16 protein-coding genes, 2 tRNA genes and 1 rRNA gene are annotated in these 16,863 nt (G+C 54.8%); 3 read left to right on the forward strand and 16 right to left on the reverse strand.

What is annotated here, in order from left to right; genetic code table 11:
- The 3 genes from H6A25_RS11865 to H6A25_RS11875 form a co-directional block, all read left to right on the forward strand.
- Positions 1–517: hypothetical protein (locus H6A25_RS11865; RefSeq protein WP_204752337.1), on the forward strand; the 517-nt coding region annotated here is incomplete at its 5' end.
- On the forward strand, positions 465–1,073 hold the full coding sequence (locus H6A25_RS11870; RefSeq protein WP_204752338.1) for a hypothetical protein: 609 nt from the start codon (positions 465–467) through the stop codon (positions 1,071–1,073). The genes H6A25_RS11865 and H6A25_RS11870, both read left to right, overlap by 53 nt.
- A gap of 32 nt (positions 1,074–1,105) precedes the next feature.
- On the forward strand, positions 1,106–1,807 hold the full coding sequence (locus H6A25_RS11875; protein WP_345941611.1) for a YoaK family protein: 702 nt from the start codon (positions 1,106–1,108) through the stop codon (positions 1,805–1,807).
- A 47-nt stretch (positions 1,808–1,854) separates the two neighbouring features.
- On the opposite strand, the gene H6A25_RS11880 is transcribed toward H6A25_RS11875, so the two are convergent.
- The 16 genes from H6A25_RS11880 to H6A25_RS11955 form a co-directional block, all read right to left on the reverse strand.
- Positions 1,855–2,400 carry a hypothetical protein gene (locus H6A25_RS11880; RefSeq protein ID WP_204752339.1) on the reverse strand — a complete coding sequence of 182 codons (546 nt, stop codon included), beginning with the start codon at positions 2,398–2,400 and terminating at the stop codon, positions 1,855–1,857.
- Entirely contained in the window at positions 2,397–3,086 is a 690-nt protein-coding gene (locus H6A25_RS11885; protein WP_204752340.1) for a permease prefix domain 1-containing protein, read from the reverse strand. Before H6A25_RS11885 ends, H6A25_RS11880 begins: the two co-directional genes overlap by 4 nt.
- Entirely contained in the window at positions 3,067–3,417 is a 351-nt protein-coding gene (locus H6A25_RS11890) for a PadR family transcriptional regulator (RefSeq protein ID WP_204752341.1), read from the reverse strand. The genes H6A25_RS11885 and H6A25_RS11890 overlap by 20 nt, the downstream gene beginning before the upstream one ends.
- A gap of 110 nt (positions 3,418–3,527) precedes the next feature.
- Positions 3,528–4,841 (reverse strand): aspartate kinase, encoded by a 1,314-nt coding sequence (locus H6A25_RS11895; protein ID WP_204752342.1) that lies wholly within the window; start codon positions 4,839–4,841, stop codon positions 3,528–3,530.
- A gap of 52 nt (positions 4,842–4,893) precedes the next feature.
- Positions 4,894–6,024, reverse strand: a complete 1,131-nt coding sequence (gene nspC / locus H6A25_RS11900; RefSeq protein WP_204752343.1) for a carboxynorspermidine decarboxylase — start codon at positions 6,022–6,024, stop codon at positions 4,894–4,896.
- Positions 6,024–7,226, reverse strand: a complete 1,203-nt coding sequence (locus H6A25_RS11905) for a saccharopine dehydrogenase family protein (RefSeq protein ID WP_118428484.1) — start codon at positions 7,224–7,226, stop codon at positions 6,024–6,026. The genes nspC and H6A25_RS11905 overlap by 1 nt, the downstream gene beginning before the upstream one ends.
- A gap of 25 nt (positions 7,227–7,251) precedes the next feature.
- On the reverse strand, positions 7,252–8,106 hold the full coding sequence (gene speB / locus H6A25_RS11910) for an agmatinase (RefSeq protein WP_204752344.1): 855 nt from the start codon (positions 8,104–8,106) through the stop codon (positions 7,252–7,254).
- Entirely contained in the window at positions 8,099–8,950 is an 852-nt protein-coding gene (gene speE, locus H6A25_RS11915; RefSeq protein ID WP_204752345.1) for a polyamine aminopropyltransferase, read from the reverse strand. Before speE ends, speB begins: the two co-directional genes overlap by 8 nt.
- A 1-nt stretch (position 8,951) precedes the next feature.
- Positions 8,952–10,397 (reverse strand): aminotransferase class I/II-fold pyridoxal phosphate-dependent enzyme, encoded by a 1,446-nt coding sequence (locus H6A25_RS11920; protein ID WP_204752346.1) that lies wholly within the window; start codon positions 10,395–10,397, stop codon positions 8,952–8,954.
- Complete coding sequence (gene speD / locus H6A25_RS11925) at positions 10,397–11,176, reverse strand: adenosylmethionine decarboxylase (protein ID WP_118428480.1); 780 nt, start codon at positions 11,174–11,176, stop codon at positions 10,397–10,399. Before speD ends, H6A25_RS11920 begins: the two co-directional genes overlap by 1 nt.
- A 383-nt stretch (positions 11,177–11,559) precedes the next feature.
- A complete protein-coding gene (locus H6A25_RS11930; RefSeq protein WP_204752347.1) occupies positions 11,560–13,185 on the reverse strand; it encodes an N-acyl-D-amino-acid deacylase family protein in 1,626 nt (541 codons plus the stop codon).
- A 273-nt stretch (positions 13,186–13,458) separates the two neighbouring features.
- Positions 13,459–14,331, reverse strand: coding sequence for a DUF975 family protein (locus H6A25_RS11935; RefSeq protein WP_204752348.1), 873 nt, complete (start codon positions 14,329–14,331; stop codon positions 13,459–13,461).
- 47 nt (positions 14,332–14,378) lie between these two features.
- Complete coding sequence (locus tag H6A25_RS11940; RefSeq protein ID WP_204752349.1) at positions 14,379–16,136, reverse strand: VanW family protein; 1,758 nt, start codon at positions 16,134–16,136, stop codon at positions 14,379–14,381.
- A 238-nt stretch (positions 16,137–16,374) separates the two neighbouring features.
- Positions 16,375–16,491 (reverse strand): 5S ribosomal RNA (rrf, locus tag H6A25_RS11945).
- Between the two features lie 39 nt (positions 16,492–16,530).
- Positions 16,531–16,605 (reverse strand) — tRNA-Glu (locus H6A25_RS11950).
- 56 nt (positions 16,606–16,661) lie between these two features.
- Positions 16,662–16,737 (reverse strand) — tRNA-Lys (locus tag H6A25_RS11955).
- Between the last annotated feature and the right edge of the window lie 126 nt (positions 16,738–16,863).

Below are 16,863 nucleotides of genomic sequence, written 5' to 3' on the forward strand. Positions count from 1 at the left end.
TAACCGCAAAGCGGTTATTATACCGGATTTTTGCGGCCGTTTTCTCGTCCCGCTTCCGGGACAACCGAAAACATGGCCAATATACCATGCCGCATTGGCGTCATGGTATAATAACCGCAAAGCGGTTATTATACCGGATTTTTGCGGCCGTTTTCTCGTCCCACTTCCGGGACAACCGAAAACATGGCCAATATACCATGTGGCTTTGCTCCATGGTATAATATCAACAGTTGCCGCACATGTGCGGCAGAATACTGTGTATTCAGTCGTTTTGTTCACAAAACGACTGCCGTTGATGTTACACCATAGCCAAAATCGGCAAAGCCGATTTTACGCCCCATTGGCGGCGTGCAAGCCTGCCTGGGCTTGCGGCTACGGTATAATCACTCTGGTTCTGAAACGCCCTCGTTTTGAAACGGAGAAAACAGCTATTTTTCTTATTTTGGAGAGGATCGACAATCAACATGAGCTTTTTGCATTCCATCAAAAAAATGTTCACCGGACCGGAGGAACCTGACGCATCTCCCCAGGCCCCTCTGACGGAGCCCGGGGAGGAAAAAGAAGCTATGCAGCCTGCTTCCCCATCTCCTGTTCCCTTGGAAACCACAGCAGAGTCCCCGGAAAAAACTGCGCCTGACCCCTTTGCAGCCCTCAACCAACAAACTCCCTATGGGGAAGAAATCATGGAACAGCGCTCCCGCTATTCCCTCCTGGTCACCCAGATCCCCAAAGCCTACAATGCCTTACGCAACAGCGGCATTTTTGAAGGCCCGTCTGCCGATGAATTTCTGATTCTGTGCAACCAGGCCATCTCCCTGCGTCGGGAAATCCTGCCTCAGTTGGAAAAGGGAGATTGGATCTTCACCCACGGAGAAGGTTACAAGCGTCTTGCTATGGTGCTGGAAAAACGAGGTGACTTCCAGGGTGCGGCGGAGATGTGCCTGCTGGCCCTGCGGGACGGTGCCACCAGCGATGGCTCCCAAAGCGGCATGGCCGGCCGGATGGCCCGTATGCTGAAAAAGGGGAAGATCCCCCCTACTGCGGAAATGAAAACCTATCTGGGCAAGGCCTGATCCCTTTCCCCTGAAACAAAGGATGATCCCATGTGAAAAAAATCAAGCTGTATGAATCGGGTTCTGCCCCCGTGGAAGCCCAGCGTTTTTGGGTCTTTGCTATTCTGATGATGGTAGGCGGTTTTTTCGGTGCCTTTACTTATTCCATCCGAGGCGGCGTGTTCTGCAACGCTCAGACCGCCAATTTTGTTCTCTTTGCCATGGCTCTGGGCCGGGCTCAGTGGGGGCATGCCCTTTATTTTCTCATTCCCATGAGTGCCTATTTCCTGGGAGCTGCTTTGTCGGAAGCCGCTTCCTCCACCATGGAACGGGTGGGCTGGATGCGTTGGGATACCCTTCTGATTTTTCTTGAGATGATCGCCGTCGTTTTTCTGGGTCTGCTTCCCGAAACCGCTCCCTTTGCCATCACCCAGGTGGTGATCAATTTTATCTGCTCCATGCAATACAATACCTTCCGCAAAACCCAGGGCATCCCCATGGCCACCACCTTCTGCACCAACCATGTGCGTCAGATGGGCATCTTTTTCGCCAAGGCTGTGCGCCATCGCAACTGGGATCATGTAGGGCGTCTTCTGTGTCATTTGAGCATGCTGGTGCTTTTCATTCTGGGCGGCGTCATTGCCACCGTGCTGTGCCGGCTGTTTTTGGGCCGGGCCCTGCTCTTCACCCTCATCCCTCTGGGCATCCTCTTTGTGGATCTGCTCCGGGCCGACCGGAAAGCCGCTCAGGCCTAAAACTGAACAGCAAAAAAGGACGGCGTATGCCGTCCTTTTTTTGTGCGCTATCGTTTGATGATCACATCTTCTGCCAGGATATTGCCCCCTTGATCCAGTCCCCGGATGGCCTTTACATAGAAATCATCGGAAGTTCCCCTGCTCTCCACAAGCAGGAAAGCCCCGTCTTTGGTCACTTCCTGCCTTCTTGTTTCACCGGTGAGAAATTCCACTTCCACCTGGCGGATCCGGCTGTCCTGAGCCCTGCCATAGACCACAAGCTCATATTCTTCTCCGCCCCAGCTGCGCCAGCTGTATAAAAGACCATTTTCCCCCATCAAAAGGGCCGGCACATTGCCCTCGGCCATCCAGAAGGGCCCCCAGCGCTGCAGCACTACCAAAGCGGTATCCCCTTCCCACGCCAGCAGCCGGTATTCCCGCTGGCTTTTTTCCTGGCAAAGCACCTGTCCCGGCCCCCAGTGATACTGCCGCTGAAAAGCCCTTTGCGCTCCCCAGGAGGTAAGATACAAAGGCCAGAAGCTGCGGCACAGCACCACAAACAACAGCAGAAATACCAAGCGCCGCAAAATCTTTTTTCTTCTGAGACGGTTCATGCTCCCACCTCCAGACGATAGGAGCGGTGGCTGCGAACATAGAGAAGCTGAAAACTTTCCTCATCTGTGGGATATTCCGGCACCTGGATATAGCCGAAGGCCACCGGACTATTCTGGCCGCTGGCCCGCTGCATGGGATAGACTTCTCCCTCCGCATCGGCCACCTGGGCCACCGGCGCCTGCTCAATGAAACCGGGAAGGGTGCATTTCATGTAAAACACATACAGCTCCCCCTCCTCGGTGCAAAGGGCCTTGGTATAACGGAGATAGGTGCTGTCCACCCAAACCCCTTCCCCCAGCTCCTGCTCCCAGGCCAGGGGCACACCCTCCAGCTTATACTGGGGCATCCATCGTTGGTATTGGGAAATGCCTTCATAACAAGCGCTGCCCAATGCCAGCAGAGCGGGAATGAGCAGCAGAGCCGCCAGAAGATTGACTGCCATAAGACCATACCCCAGCACCGGACTGTGCTCCCGGTTGAGCAGCTTCCCGATCCCTTCCGGCTCCCCCAGGTCCAGCAATGCCTTTTCCCGGCACTGTTCTTCTTCCAGACCCTCTTCCCGGTAAAACTCCACACCATCCTCAAAGTGGCCTTGCAGCTCACGGGCGATGGCCGGCCGGTCGGGCCGGTAATGGACCTTGTGCAGCACTCTTTCCAGCCACTTTTCAAAAGGCTCCTGTTTCACACAAGCCACCTCCCATCACCTGGCGCACCGCTCCGGCAAATTCCTCGAACCGTTTCTTTTCCTCCACCAGCTGCTGAAGTCCTTCCGGGGTAATCCGGTAATATTTCCGCATTCGCCCGGTGGGGGCCTGCTGCTCATAGGATGTGATATACCCCTTGTTCTCCAGTTTGTGCAGCACCGGATAGAGCGTCCCCTCCTGAAGAGAAAACACCTTCCGGCTCCGCTCCTCCAACCGCCGGATGATCTGATAGCCGTACTGATCTTCCTTCTCCAAAAGCGAAAGCACCAGAAGAGAAGCGCTGCCCGCCAGATATCCCTTGTCCACCGTCATATTCCCACCTCCTATACCTAGAGATTCTATGCTTTTATTATACTTAGAGCTGCAAGGTATGTCAACAAAGAAAAAGTCCTGCCGCTTTGGCGGCAGGACTGAATGCTTTTTTATTTTCCTTTGGAAAACTCCAGATAAAGTGCCCGGATGGCTTCTTCCATATGTTCTTCGCCCACACCCACCCAGGTGCTGATCTCGCTGATGCCCTGGTGGATCATGGCCACGGGAATGTTCCGGCTCTGCAGGGTCTGGAAAATCCGGCTGAGGGTCCGATGGTTATGAGGCACGCCATAGCCCACCAGCACAATACAGGCAAAACCGGTATGCACCTCCGGGGGCTGAACAGCGCCCAGAACGGCCGCTCTGGCGGCAAATTCCTCTTCCTCGTGTTCATATTCCCCACTATCCACCAAAAAGCTGATATGTGCGCCGCTCACGGCCGGGGCCTGGGGATCCATGCCGTACGCCCGGGCGGCCCGGAGGATCTTCTGGGCAAAGGCTCCCTGCTGGGGGTCCTCCCCTTCCAACAGCACCAGGCTATATCCCTTCCGGCCAGCAATACCGGCAAAAATGGAGAAGTTCTCCCGCTTCACCGCTGTGCTGGTGATCATGGTACCGGGATGATCCGGACGGTTGGTGTTGCGGATATTGGTGGCGATTCCCGCCCGGCTCACCGGGCCTACACTGTCCTCGTGAAGCACCGTGGCCCCGGCGCAGCTGAGGGCATACATCTCGTGATAGGTCAGATGGCGGATGGGCTGAGGATCCTGTACGATCCGGGGATCGGCCATGAGGAAGCCGGACACATCGGTCCAGTTTTCATAGACCTCCGCCCCTACGGCCCGGGCTGCCAGGGCTCCGGTGACATCGCTGCCGCCCCGGGAAAAAACCTTGATCTGTCCCTGGGGACCTCTGCCGTAGAACCCGGGCAGCACCACCGGCACTTTTTCCAGCAGCGCCTGTTGCAAAAGGGAGTTGGTCTCCTCTTCGTCCAGCTTGCCGTTTTCATCAAAAACGATGGCCTGAGCCGCATCCAGGAAAGAAAAGCCCAGATATTCCGCCAGCAGCTGGCCATTGACAAACTCTCCCCGGCTGGCACAGTAATCCGGGCCGGCTCCCCGGGCGATCTGTTCCCAGATCTGCTGAAAAATGCCGTCCAGATCCAGTGTAAGCCCCAGATTTCCGGCAATCTCCCCATAGCGGCCCCGGATGACCTCCAGCACCGGCTGGAAGGGCTCCCCCTTCTGCCGGGCCTTGTGGCACTGGTAAAACAGATCGGTGACTTTTTCGTCCTGGGGAAAGCGTTTGCCCGGGGCCGAAGGTACCACCACCTGACGGCGGCTGTCCGCCAGAACGATGTCCCGCACCCGGCGGAACTGGGCGGCATCTGCCAAAGAACTGCCGCCGAATTTTGCCACGATCATCTGCTTCACCTCATGGGCGGCACCGGTTTGGCCGCCGGGGATTTTTGTTTTGTTAAGACAGACGGCCTTTGAAATCCTGGTATCCGAACCGGCGGATCACCTGGATGCTGCCGTCCTCCTTCCGCAGAGCGATGGAGGGCAGGCAGATGCCGTTAAAGGTATTGTTTTTCACCATGGAATAGATGGCCATATCCTCAAACACCAGCTTGTCCCCTTCTTTCAGAGGGTGGTCGAAGGAATAATCGCCGATCACATCCCCGGCCAGGCAGGTGCTGCCTGCCAGCCGGTAAGTATAGGCCTTTTCTCCCGCCTCCCCGCTGTCCATCAGCGGCGGACGGTAGGGCATTTCGATCACATCGGGCATGTGGCAGGCCGCCGACGCATCCAGCAAGGCGATCCGGATGCCGTTTTCCACCACATCCAGCACCTTTGTCACCAGGAAGCCTGCATAATAAGCAATGGCTTCTCCCGGCTCCAGATAGACCTGTACATCGTATTTTTCCCGGAAGGCCCGGATGCAGTCGATCAGGGCTTTCCGGTCATAATCCGGCCGGGTGATATGGTGGCCGCCGCCGAAATTCACCCATTTCATCTGATGGAGGAAGGGGCCGAATTTCTCTTCCACCGCCTGCACCGTCTCCACCAGCGCATCGCTGTTTTGCTCACACAGGGTGTGAAAATGGAGCCCTTCGATGCCCTCCAGCTCTTCCGGCTCAAAGTTCTGCCGGGTGACGCCCAGGCGGGAGCCCGCAGCGCAGGGGTCATAGATGCCATGCTCCTGGGTGGAGTGTTCCGGATTGATGCGGATGGAGCAGCTTTTTCCTGCTTTCAGCGCCCGTTCCCGGTATTTTTTCCACTGAGCAAAGGAATTGAAGGAGATATGGTCGCACACCTGCAAAATCTCCTCAAACTCTTCTTCCACATAGGCAGCCGAAAAGATGTGGGTCTCCCCGCCCATCTCTTCTTTGCCCAGCTTGGCCTCAAACAGGCCGCTGGCGGTGGTGCCCGCCAGATACTCCCCGATCAGGGGATAAACTGCAAACATGGAAAAGGCTTTCTGGGCCAGCAGGATCTTGCAGCCGGCCTCCTGAGCCACCTGCCGGAGAATGGTCAGATTCTCCCGCAGGCGCTTTTCATCCACCACATAACAGGGGGTCTGTACCCCCATAAGGTCCTTGTCCATCAGTCCACCAGCACCGGGTTAAAGTTCTCGGTCCAGGGCAGGCCCCATTTGTTCAGAGCATCCATGAAGGGATCGGGATCGAACTCTTCCATGTTCCATACGCCCGGCTTGTTCCAGGTGCCGTTCATCACCAGCATGGCGCCGATCATGGCCGGCACACCGGTGGTGTAGGACACCGCCTGGCTGCCCACTTCCTTATAGCACTCCTGATGATCGCACACATTGTAGAGATAATAGGTCTTTTCCTTGCCGTCCTTCACACCCTGGAAGATACAGCCGATGTTGGTCTTGCCCACAGTGCGGGGACCCAGGCTGGCGGGATCGGGCAGCAGCGCCTTGAGGAACTGGAGAGGCACGATCTTGTGGCCTTCGTATTCCACCGGCTCGATGGAGGTCATGCCCACATTCTCCAGGCACTTCAGGTGGGTGAGATAGCTCTGGCCGAAGGTCATAAAGAACCGGATGCGCTTGATGCCGGGGATGTTCAGCCCCAGGCTCTCCAGCTCTTCGTGGTGCAGCAGGTACATATCCTTGCGGCCCACCTGGTCAAAGTCATACTCCCTCTTGATCTCCATGGGCTCGGTCTCCACCCAGTGGCCGTTCTCCCAGTAGCTGCCCTTGGCGGACACTTCCCGGATGTTGATCTCGGGGTTGAAGTTTGTGGCAAAGGGATAGCCGTGGTCGCCGCCGTTGCAGTCCAGAATATCGATATAATGGATCTCGTCAAAATGATGCTTCAGCGCATAGGCAGAAAAGACGCTGGTGACACCCGGATCAAAGCCGCTGCCCAGCAGGGCGCAGATGCCCGCTTCCTTGAACTTCTCCCGATAGGCCCACTGCCACTTGTACTCGAACTTGGCGGTGTCCAGGGGCTCGTAGTTGGCGGTGTCCACATAATGGGTCTTTGTAGCCAGGCAAGCATCCATGATGGTCAGATCCTGATAGGGCAGAGCCAGGTTGAGCACCACATCGGGCTTGTATTTTTCAATGAGGGCGATCAGCTCGTCCACCTTGTCGGCATCCACCTGCTCGGTGTAGATCTTGGTCTTGGTGGTGCCCTCCAGCTTTTCCTTCAGCTCGTCGCACTTGCTCTTGGTGCGGCTGGCGATGATGATTTCATCAAAAACCTCGCTGTTCTGGCAGCACTTATGAATGGCTACGCTGGCCACGCCGCCGCAGCCGATGATCATGCATTTTCCCATGGTATTTTCTCCTTTTCCTCCAGTGTTAATGGTTGTGCAGAAGCTGCAACAGGATCTCCCGTGTCACCTTGCAGGCCACGGCGGTGGATGTGCCGCTGTGGTCATAGTGAGGGGAAAGCTCGTTGATATCGCAGCCTACAATGTCCAATTTATGCAGAAGCAAAATAGCTTCCATCAGCTCTTTGAAGGTGACGCCCCCCGCTTCCGGCGTACCGGTGCCGCAGAAAATGGAGGGGTCCAGCACATCCAGATCCAGCGTGAAATACACCGGTTTGCCCTGGAGACGCTGTACCGTCTCTGCAAAACCCTTCAGATCAAATTTGTGCAGATGGGTGTGCTCTTTGGCAAATTCAAATTCGTATTTTTCGCCGCTGCGGATGCCGAACTGGTGGATGCGTCCATCCCCCAGCAGCTTCCAGGCATGATACAGCACGGTGGAATGGGACAGTTCCTCTCCCAGATACTCGGTGCGCAGGTCGGTGTGGGCATCAAAGTGAATCACATGCAGATCGGGGTGCTTGTCTGCCACCGCTTCCAAAGCACCCAGGGTCACCAGATGCTCGCCCCCCAGCATGAGAAACTTTTTCCCGTCTTTCAAAATCTCCTCAGTCTGGCTGCGGATCATCTCCAGCACCCGGGGGGTGTTGCCGAAGGGCAGCTCCAGATCCCCTCCGTCGCAAATACTGCAATCGGTGAGATCCCTATCGCAATAGGGGGAATAGGTCTCGATGCCAAAGCTCTCATTCCGGATGGCCGCGGGGCCGAACCGGGTTCCCGGCCGGAAAGAGGTAGTGCCGTCAAAGGGCGCCCCGAAGAGCACCAGATCGGCCTGATCGTAATCGGCGTCACAGGCCAGGAAGGTCTGGATGTTTTTATTCATCGGCCAAAAGCTCCTTTACATAATTGGGAAGATAAAAAGCTCCCTTATGCAGCTGGGAATTATAGTAGCGGGTGGGAATACGCAGAAGCTCCCACTGGCTCTCCCGCTGGTCCTCCAGAGGGTCCAGACCCTTGCTGGCAAAGCCAAAGAGCCAATGGCCCGAAGGATAGGTGGGAATATGGGCCTGGTACACCCGGCTGACGGGGAAAACCCGGCTGAGCCGTTTGTGGGCCTGGTGCATTTCCTGAGCATCCCCATCATAGAAGGGGCTTTCATGCTGGTTGATCAGAATGCCATTGTCGGTAAGAGCCCGATAGCAGTTGCCGTAAAACTCCCGGGTGAAGAGCACTTCTCCCGGGCCGAAGGGATCGGTGGAATCCACGATGATCAGATCGTATTCGTTTTCCTTCCGGCGGATGAATTTCAGGCCGTCCTCAAAAAACAGGTTTACCCGGCTGTCGGAAAACCCACAGGCGGTCTGGGGCAAAAACTTGCGGCTGACCTCCACCACCCGCTCATCGATCTCCACAATGTCGATCTGGCGGATCTGAGGGTATTTGGCCAGTTCCCGGGCCACACCCCCATCACCGGCCCCGATGACCAGCACCCGGGAGATCCCCGGGCAAACGGCAAAGGCAGGATGGGTAATCATTTCGTGATAGATGAACTCGTCCTTTTCTGTCAGCATCATAATGCCGTCCAGAGTGAGAAAACGGCCGAATTCCGGGGAGTCAAACACCCCGATGGTTTGATAATCGCTTTTTTCAAAGTGCAGCTGGCTGGTCACCTTGATGGAAAAACGCACATTTGGCGTATGATATTCGCTGTACCAAAGATCGTCCATCTCATTCTCCTTTCAGCACATTGAGCCGGGTCACATCCATGCTTTCCGGCCCGGTGAGCACGCAGCCCTTGCTCTTGGCATATTGGATATAATCGATGATGGCCCGGGTAATCTTCTCGCCGGGGGCCAGCACCGGGATGCCAGGGGGATAGCACATGACAAACTCGGCGCACACCTTGCCCTCGCACTCCTGGAGGGGCAGGCTGATCTTATCGGCATAAAAGGCCTCCTGAGGGGTGCGGATCACTTCCGGGGTGATATACTCGTCCTCCAGCATCCCCTTCCGCTCTTTTTTATAAAGACGGCGGATTTCACTGAGGGCACTGATCAGCCGCTCCACATTCTTGGTCTTGTCTCCCACAGAGATATAGGCCAGAATATTTCCCAGATCCCCGAACTCGATCTGGATATCGTATTCATCCCGCAGGATATCATAGACCTCGATACCGGCCAGACCCAGCCCCAGGGTGTTTACCGACAGCTTGGTGGTGTCAAAATCAAAGATGCTGTCCCCGTTGACCAGGTCCTTGGAATAGACGAAATAATCCCCCATTTTCCCGATCTCCTCCCGGGCATAGCTGGCAAAGCGCTCTACCTTGTCGAAGATCTCCTGCCCCCGGGTGGCCAGGTTCCGCCGGGAAATATCCAGGCTGGACAGCAGCAGATAAGAACCGCTGGTGGTCTGGGTCAGGTTGATGATCTGACGCACATAGTGAGGATTTACATTCTTGCCGCACAGCAGCACCGAGCTTTGGGTCAGGGAACCGCCGGATTTATGCATGCTCACCGCTGCCATATCGGCTCCGGCGGCCATGGCGGAGATGGGCATATTCCGTCCGAAATAGAAATGGGTCCCGTGGGCTTCGTCCACCAGCACCCGCATTCCCTTCTGGTGGGCCGCTTCGGTGATGGATTTGAGATCGGAACAAATGCCGTAATAGGTGGGATTGTTGATTAAAATGGCCTTGGCATCCGGATGACTCTCCATGGTGGCGCGCACATCGCTGAGGGACATTCCCAGGGCAATGCCCAGGCTTTTATCGCTTTGGGGATTGATATACACCGGCGTGGCGCCGCAGAGCACCAGGGCATTGATCACACTTTGGTGCACATTCCGGGGCAGGATGATCTCGTCCCCTTTTTTCACATTGGACAGCACCATGGCCTGCACCGAAGAGGTGGTGCCCCCTACCATAAAGAAGGCATGGGCTGCTCCAAAAGCGTCGGCGGCCAGCTCTTCGGCCTCCCTGATCACGCTGGTGGGATGGCACAGGTTGTCCAGGGGCTTCATGGAGTTCACATCCACCGAAAGGCACTGTTCTCCCAGAAAACGGGTCAGTTCCGGGTTGCCCCGGCCCCGCTTGTGGCCGGGCACATCAAAGGGCACCAGCCGGTCCCGGCGCATCCGCTCCAGGGCTTCCTGCAAAGGAGCGCGGTCCTGATCCATCAACCTTTCACCTCCTGAAACACATTGGCGCCGCTGAAGATCTCAATCATTTCCCGGCGCAGGGCATTGGTGATATCCAGCCGCACCTTGGGCGGGATCTCATACACATCGGAATTGAAGAGGTAATTTTGCAGCACGATGTCCTTGATCAGCAGCTTGCTGTGGAACATATTGGCCTGGTACACATTGATGTCCACGGCGTCGTATTTCTGCAAAATGTCCTGGCTGATATAATCCTGAATGGAAGTGATGGAATGATCGATGAAGATCTTTTCCCCTTCCATATTCCGGGTAAAGCCCCGAACTCTGTAATCAATGGTGATGATATCGGAATCAAAGCTGCCGATGAGGAAATCCAGTGTGGACAGCGGGGTGATCTGGCCGCAGGTGGCCACATCGATATCCACCCGGAAGGTGGCGATGGAGGTTTCCGGATGATATTCCGGATAGGTGTGCACCGTCACATGGCTTTTGTCCAGATGGGCCACCACCGTCTCGCCGCTGCGGTTTTTCACCATGCTCTCCTCGGCGATGAGGAAGGTGACGCTGGCCCCCTGGGGCTCATAATCCTGCTTGGAGATGTTGAGCACCGTGGCGCCGATCATCTCGGTGAGACGGGTCAGGATCTCGGTGAGACGGTCAGAGTTATATTGTTCGTTGATATACTTGATATAATCCTGCTGCTCCCGGGCTGTTTTGGCATAACAGATGTCGTAGATATTAAAGCTCAGGGACTTGGTCAGGTTGTTGAACCCATACAGTTTCATTTTTCCGCCCATGACGCACCTCCGAAAAAAAAGATGTACCACAGCGTACTGCGGTACATCTTGTCAAATCGGCCAGCAGGCAAGCGCCTTGGGGGAAAGTCCCTGGGCCGCCCTTTTGATTTTTAGAGTCTGTACAGTAAGAACTACTTTTACTACTCTTATTGACCATTTCACAAGCGTGTACCCCTAGTACACTTGGTTATAAAGTAACCAACTGGCAATTAAGTTGCCAACTTATAAAAGCTGCGCCAAAGACGCAATCAATAGATGTGGGAAACCCCACAATCGGCAGTTGACCGGGCTGTCCGTATGGCCTTGCATTTCCCAAGATCAGGAAATCGGTCCAAGTCGTTCTTGCTATACGCAACGATAACACTGAAATTATAAATTTAAAATCATTTTTTGTCAAGGCTTATTGAATATTCCCCCGAAAACCCCTGCTTTTTTAAAAGGAAACGGCCCAAACGGGCATCGGTCTGCTCTCCATGGAGCAAGGCGGCCTGACCGGCCATGAACACATGATGAATCCCTTCGGGCTTCTGGAAGGGGTTTTCATAGGTGGCTTTGTCGGTCACTTTCTCCCCGTCAAACACCGTGATATCGGCCTGCATTCCCGGCCTGAGAACACCCCTGTCTTTCAGGCCGATGATCCGGGCCGAAAGGCCGGTGATCCGGTGTACCGCTTCCTCCAGAGTGCAGAATCCCTTCTCCCGGGCCAGACGCAAAAAGCAAGGGAAGGTGCCGAAATTCCGGGGATGGGGCTTGCCTTCGTTTTCTTCCGGCGCCAGGGGCAGGGACACGCCATCGGAGCCGATGGCAAAATCCTTTTGGGACAGCATATAATCCACATCTTCCTGGCACATGGCAAAGGAAATGCAGGTAGCCTGGGCACGGGTCTCCACTGTCACCCGGGCGATGGTTTCGGCCATGGACAACCCCAGCTCCTGGCTGAGCTGCCAGATGTTCTTGCCGTCCGCCGGGGGATACCGTCCCTCGGTGGTGACCACATAAAGCGCTTCCCCATCTTCCTTTGTGGAAAAACGCTCTTCCAGCTGGCGGATGATCTCTCCCCGCTTTTCCGGGTCCTGCAAAATGGCCACAGCCTTTTCCTTGCCTCCCTGGATGGTCCACTTGGGGAAGGAATTGGTGATGCCGGAAGAGGCGGCCAGATAGGGATACAGATCCACCGTCACATGAATTCCGTCCTTCTGGGCTCTCCGCACATTGTCCACAAACTCCGGCGCTTTGCCCCAGGCCGCCCGGCCGCTGGCTTTGAAATGGGCGATATGCACATGGGCCCCGGTGCGCCGGTTGATCTCGTACATCTCCTCCAGGGAGCGGGGCGTACCCAGGCCCTGATCCCGCATATGGGAGGTAATAATGCCCTGATAGCGGGCCACCACTTCTCCCAAAGCGCACAGCTCCTCCTGGTCAGAGGACACACCAGGGGTATACCCCAGCCCCAGGGACAGGCCCCAGACTCCATGGGCCATATCCTCATCCAGCAGCCGCTTCATCTCCTCCAGCTCTTCCTTTGTGGCCGGCCGGTCCTCATACCCCATCACGCCGCAGCGCAAAGCGCCGTGGCCGATGAGCGGCACTAGATTGGTGCCCATCTTTTTGCCGTCCCGCTGTACCTTTTCCAAAAACTCACCAAAGGAGGCCGAAGCATAGTCCCGCACTGCTGCATCAGCAAAGCCCTGTATGCGCTCCATATGCTCCGGCGGGCAGGGATAGATGGTGGAACCACACTGGCCCGCCAGCTCGGTGGTCACGCCCTGATAGATCCGGGATTCTCCCCGGTCATCCCGGAGAAAATAGGTATCTGAGTGGGAATGAATGTCGATAAACCCTGGGGCCACCACCAAGCCCTGGGCATCGATCACCTGTCGGGCCTCCTCTACCGGAATATGGGGTTCAATCGCTGCAATTTTCTCCCCTGTGATGGCCACATCGGCTGTAAACCGAGTCTCACCTGTACCATCGATCACCGTACCATTTTTGATCAAAAGATCAAACATTTCTGCCCTCTCCACCTTTCTTCTGCCGATTTGTTCCGGCGCTTGAGATCGATGCGGCCAACACTGCACCAACACGCCGGTTTGCGGTTTATTCACTAAACATTAGCATATCACAACTTTCCCTTGGCGTAAAGCAAAGGCCGTGGGATTTTCCCGGCAAAAATCAAACCATTTCCCTTCAAGGCCACAATGGAGCACAAAAAATCCCCTGCCTTGGCTGCTTTTTACAAGCCATGACAGGGGACCATACATCCATCATTTCATCTTTTGCTTTTACCGGATTTCTCCATCCATTTCTTCGTTTCCCACCTGATTGCGCACCCGCACATCGTTGAGAAACAACGCTGTGCTGATATCCAGATGGGGCAGAATGCTGAAATAGAGCACCAACTGGGCCAGCAAAGTGGCGCTGGTGGTGGCCGTATTCAGATTGCCGCCGGAAAAAATGGTGCATACCACCGAAATCAAAATGGCATAGCCTAAAAACTGAAGCATGGACAATGCCTGCATTCCTACATACTTCCAGTAATGGCCGCGGATCAACCGGCAGCTCTCCCGGATACAGCTCCAGGGACTTTTCTCCGGCTGCTGGGCCAGCAGATAGGGCGCCAGCAAAAAGGGAACTGCGGCCAGATAAGTGGGGATCAGCGTGAAAAACAATAGCTGATATACCTGCATCATTCCTGTCCATTGTTTTTCCAATGAGGCGCTTTGCAGATTGGCCACATAGTCCATTCCCGCCAGATGGGCTCCCCCAAAGATCAGCAGACTGAACACCGCTCCGATGCAAAGAAAGATCACCCACTGCATCAGCTGCAACAAAATGGACTGACGGATCTTCCGGGCATCTCCATACCAGGCCAGCACCTTTCCCGCCCTGGTTTCCCGGCTGGAAGCCACATCACACAGCACCTCTTTGCTCCCCACATTGGCGGGAGACAGGATGGCCAATGACAGCAAGCTCAGCAGCAGCCCCACCACCAAGGCCCGCAAGCCTTGGGTATCGCTGAAGACGAAAGCCTGCTGCAGCACACTGAAGGCAAGGGTGATTGCCAACAAAATGCCCATACTGGCCATACAGGTGCCGTAATTTTGACGCATCAGCCCGCGAGCCATGCTGCGGATATAAAAAACACTGAGTTTCATTCCATTTCCTCCTGGGATATCTCTCCATCCGGCATCCCTTATGGGACTCAGGGTGTGGGAGTGGTTTCACTGGGAGTCTGTGTTGGTTCTGTGGGCGTGGTAGGCTCCGGCGTTGGCTCGGGAGCCGGTTCCGGTGTAGGTTCTGGCGTGGGTTCCGGCGTAGGTTCTGGAGCCGGAGCAGGGGCCGGCCCCTGCAAGATCACCTTATCCACACGCTTATAAGTGCTGTTGTTTTCCAGTGTCCGGCTGACTTCCTTGCCATCGATATACACCACTCGATAAGACACCGTCTTATACCCAGGATACCCCCCATTTTTGACCCGTGTTGTGCCCGGCGCCAAGGAAGAATCTTCCTGATAGATCACCTGGAACGGATCATAGGATAAGGTCTGGGTGACAATTTCCACCTTTTTGTTCTGTGTTTGTGTTCCCAGCAAAGAAACCGTAAGAGAGGATCCCTGGGTGTACGCTACCACTTTGATGGGATAGTTTGTGTTGTTTTTAAAACGGTAGTCTATCGCTCCGTAAGCCACCGTAGCGTCCTGGCCCAGCGGAACATAACTTACATACAAACTATGATTTTTCCGTTCCACAATCTCCAGATCGGCCCGAAGGGTTGCCACATACAAGGTAGAGGACACCTGACAGATGCCGCCGCCCACGCCGTCCTCCGCGCCGCCATTGGCAAAGACAGTGGCATCCTTAAAGCCTGCCGCATATGTACGGGGCCCCACTGTGTCATTATAGGAAAACACATCTCCAGGGTTGAGGATCGTTCCGTTGATCTTCTGGGCCGCCAGCTTCACATTGGTGGTACGCCCTGTCAGGCTGGCATTGAATTTGGTGGTGCTGCTGCCCAGAGTATCCCGGAACAGCACACTCTGCAGCTCTTCTGTGGTCACTTCCGGCTCGATGAGCTGCACAGGAATCTGCACCATCCGCTCTTCCGATTCATCCACCATTTTCTGTGCCTGGGCTGCATCAAATTCCGCTCCGGACTGAGAGGGAACGATGGTATTTCCCGAAGGATCATTGGTCAAATCCAGATAAGCACTATGGGCTTCCACAGCCAGCTGGGTGTGGATGTCTTCCATACTCACCGGCGCAGGTTCCACCACTTCCGCGGTGTACTCCACTTTGCCCTCCGATCCCTCCCGAAGGTGCTTCAGCAAAAGCTGAGACAGTTCTTCTTTGTCCACCTGATAGCCGGCCTGCCCCTTATCCACTATCAGCATTTCCCCTTCCAGGGCATAGGTGGGCTCGATTACCTGTTGACTGACCTGCTGCACAATGGGATCCATCTGGGCCAGAACCTGGTCATGATCCACATCCACCACAGTATCTATCTGAGTCCCATCAAAGGCCGCCTGAGCGATCTGGCCGATTCGATGAAAAACATTGCCTTCTCTGCCATAATTCCAGGCGTTTTTCGCGGTTTGTTCCAGATCATAAACGGCATTCATCTGACTGACATCCAGTTGATGTTCCGTGCCGTTGACCACCATGGTCACATTCTGCAAAAGATCCTGTTTCTTGGCATATTCCTGCTCCAAGGCGGTCTGAGCTTCCTGTCGATCCATTTTTCCCACAGACAGCTCTCCCACTTGTACACCGGGATAGATTCCCTGATACAGAAACAGGATCCCGGCCAAAACACCGCCAGCCAACACCAAAAGCACTCCTGCTGCAATAGCGGCCACTCCCAAGGGCTTACGATAAAAGGGACGCTTTGTATCCATATACTTCCCCGATAGGGTTTTGCCCTGTTCCTGATTCACTTTTTCTTCCTGGATCATTTGGGCCATTCTGCACCCTCCACTTCATAAAATCCGTCTGAAAGACGGCTTCCTGTTTCCCATTATATGCTTCTCCCCCTGTAATAGCAATTACGAAAGGGTAACAATCCGCTGTTTTCATTGGTTTTCCAGGTTTTTTTACACTTTTAAGAGGAAAACTTTTATCTCTTTTTCTCGAAATCAATATTTCTATTTTTTGCCATAGCCAATGCAAAAAACAAGACAGGAAATCCTGTCTTGTTTTTTGTGTAAGCACCGACCTATTTTCCCAGGCCGTCGCCAGCCAAGTATTTTCGGCACTCGTGAGCTTAACTTCTGTGTTCGAAATGGGAACAGGTGGACCCTCACGGTCATTGGCACTTACTATTCAATTATATTATTAACCCAAAAGGGATAATAAACTTGGTGACCCGTAGGAGAATCGAACTCCTGTTTGCGGCGTGAGAGGCCGCCGTCTTAACCGCTTGACCAACGGGCCACATGCTGCATTTATATGAATGTCCGCTCGCTCGCAGAGCGAGCGGACATTCATGCTGGTGCACCTTCAGGGACTCGAACCCGGGACCCACTGATTAAGAGTCAGTTGCTCTACCAACTGAGCTAAAGGTGCATTTCAGATTGTGCTTTCAAAAGCACAATGAAAACTGAACAAGGAAGGAAACATGGAAACGAGGTTGCCCAATATTTTAGGTCAAGCCCTCGGCCTATTAGTATCAGTCGACTGAATGCATTACTG

Origin of the sequence: Intestinimonas butyriciproducens (assembly GCF_016901775.1) — a bacterium.
Lineage (GTDB): Bacteria > Bacillota > Clostridia > Oscillospirales > Butyricicoccaceae > Pseudobutyricicoccus.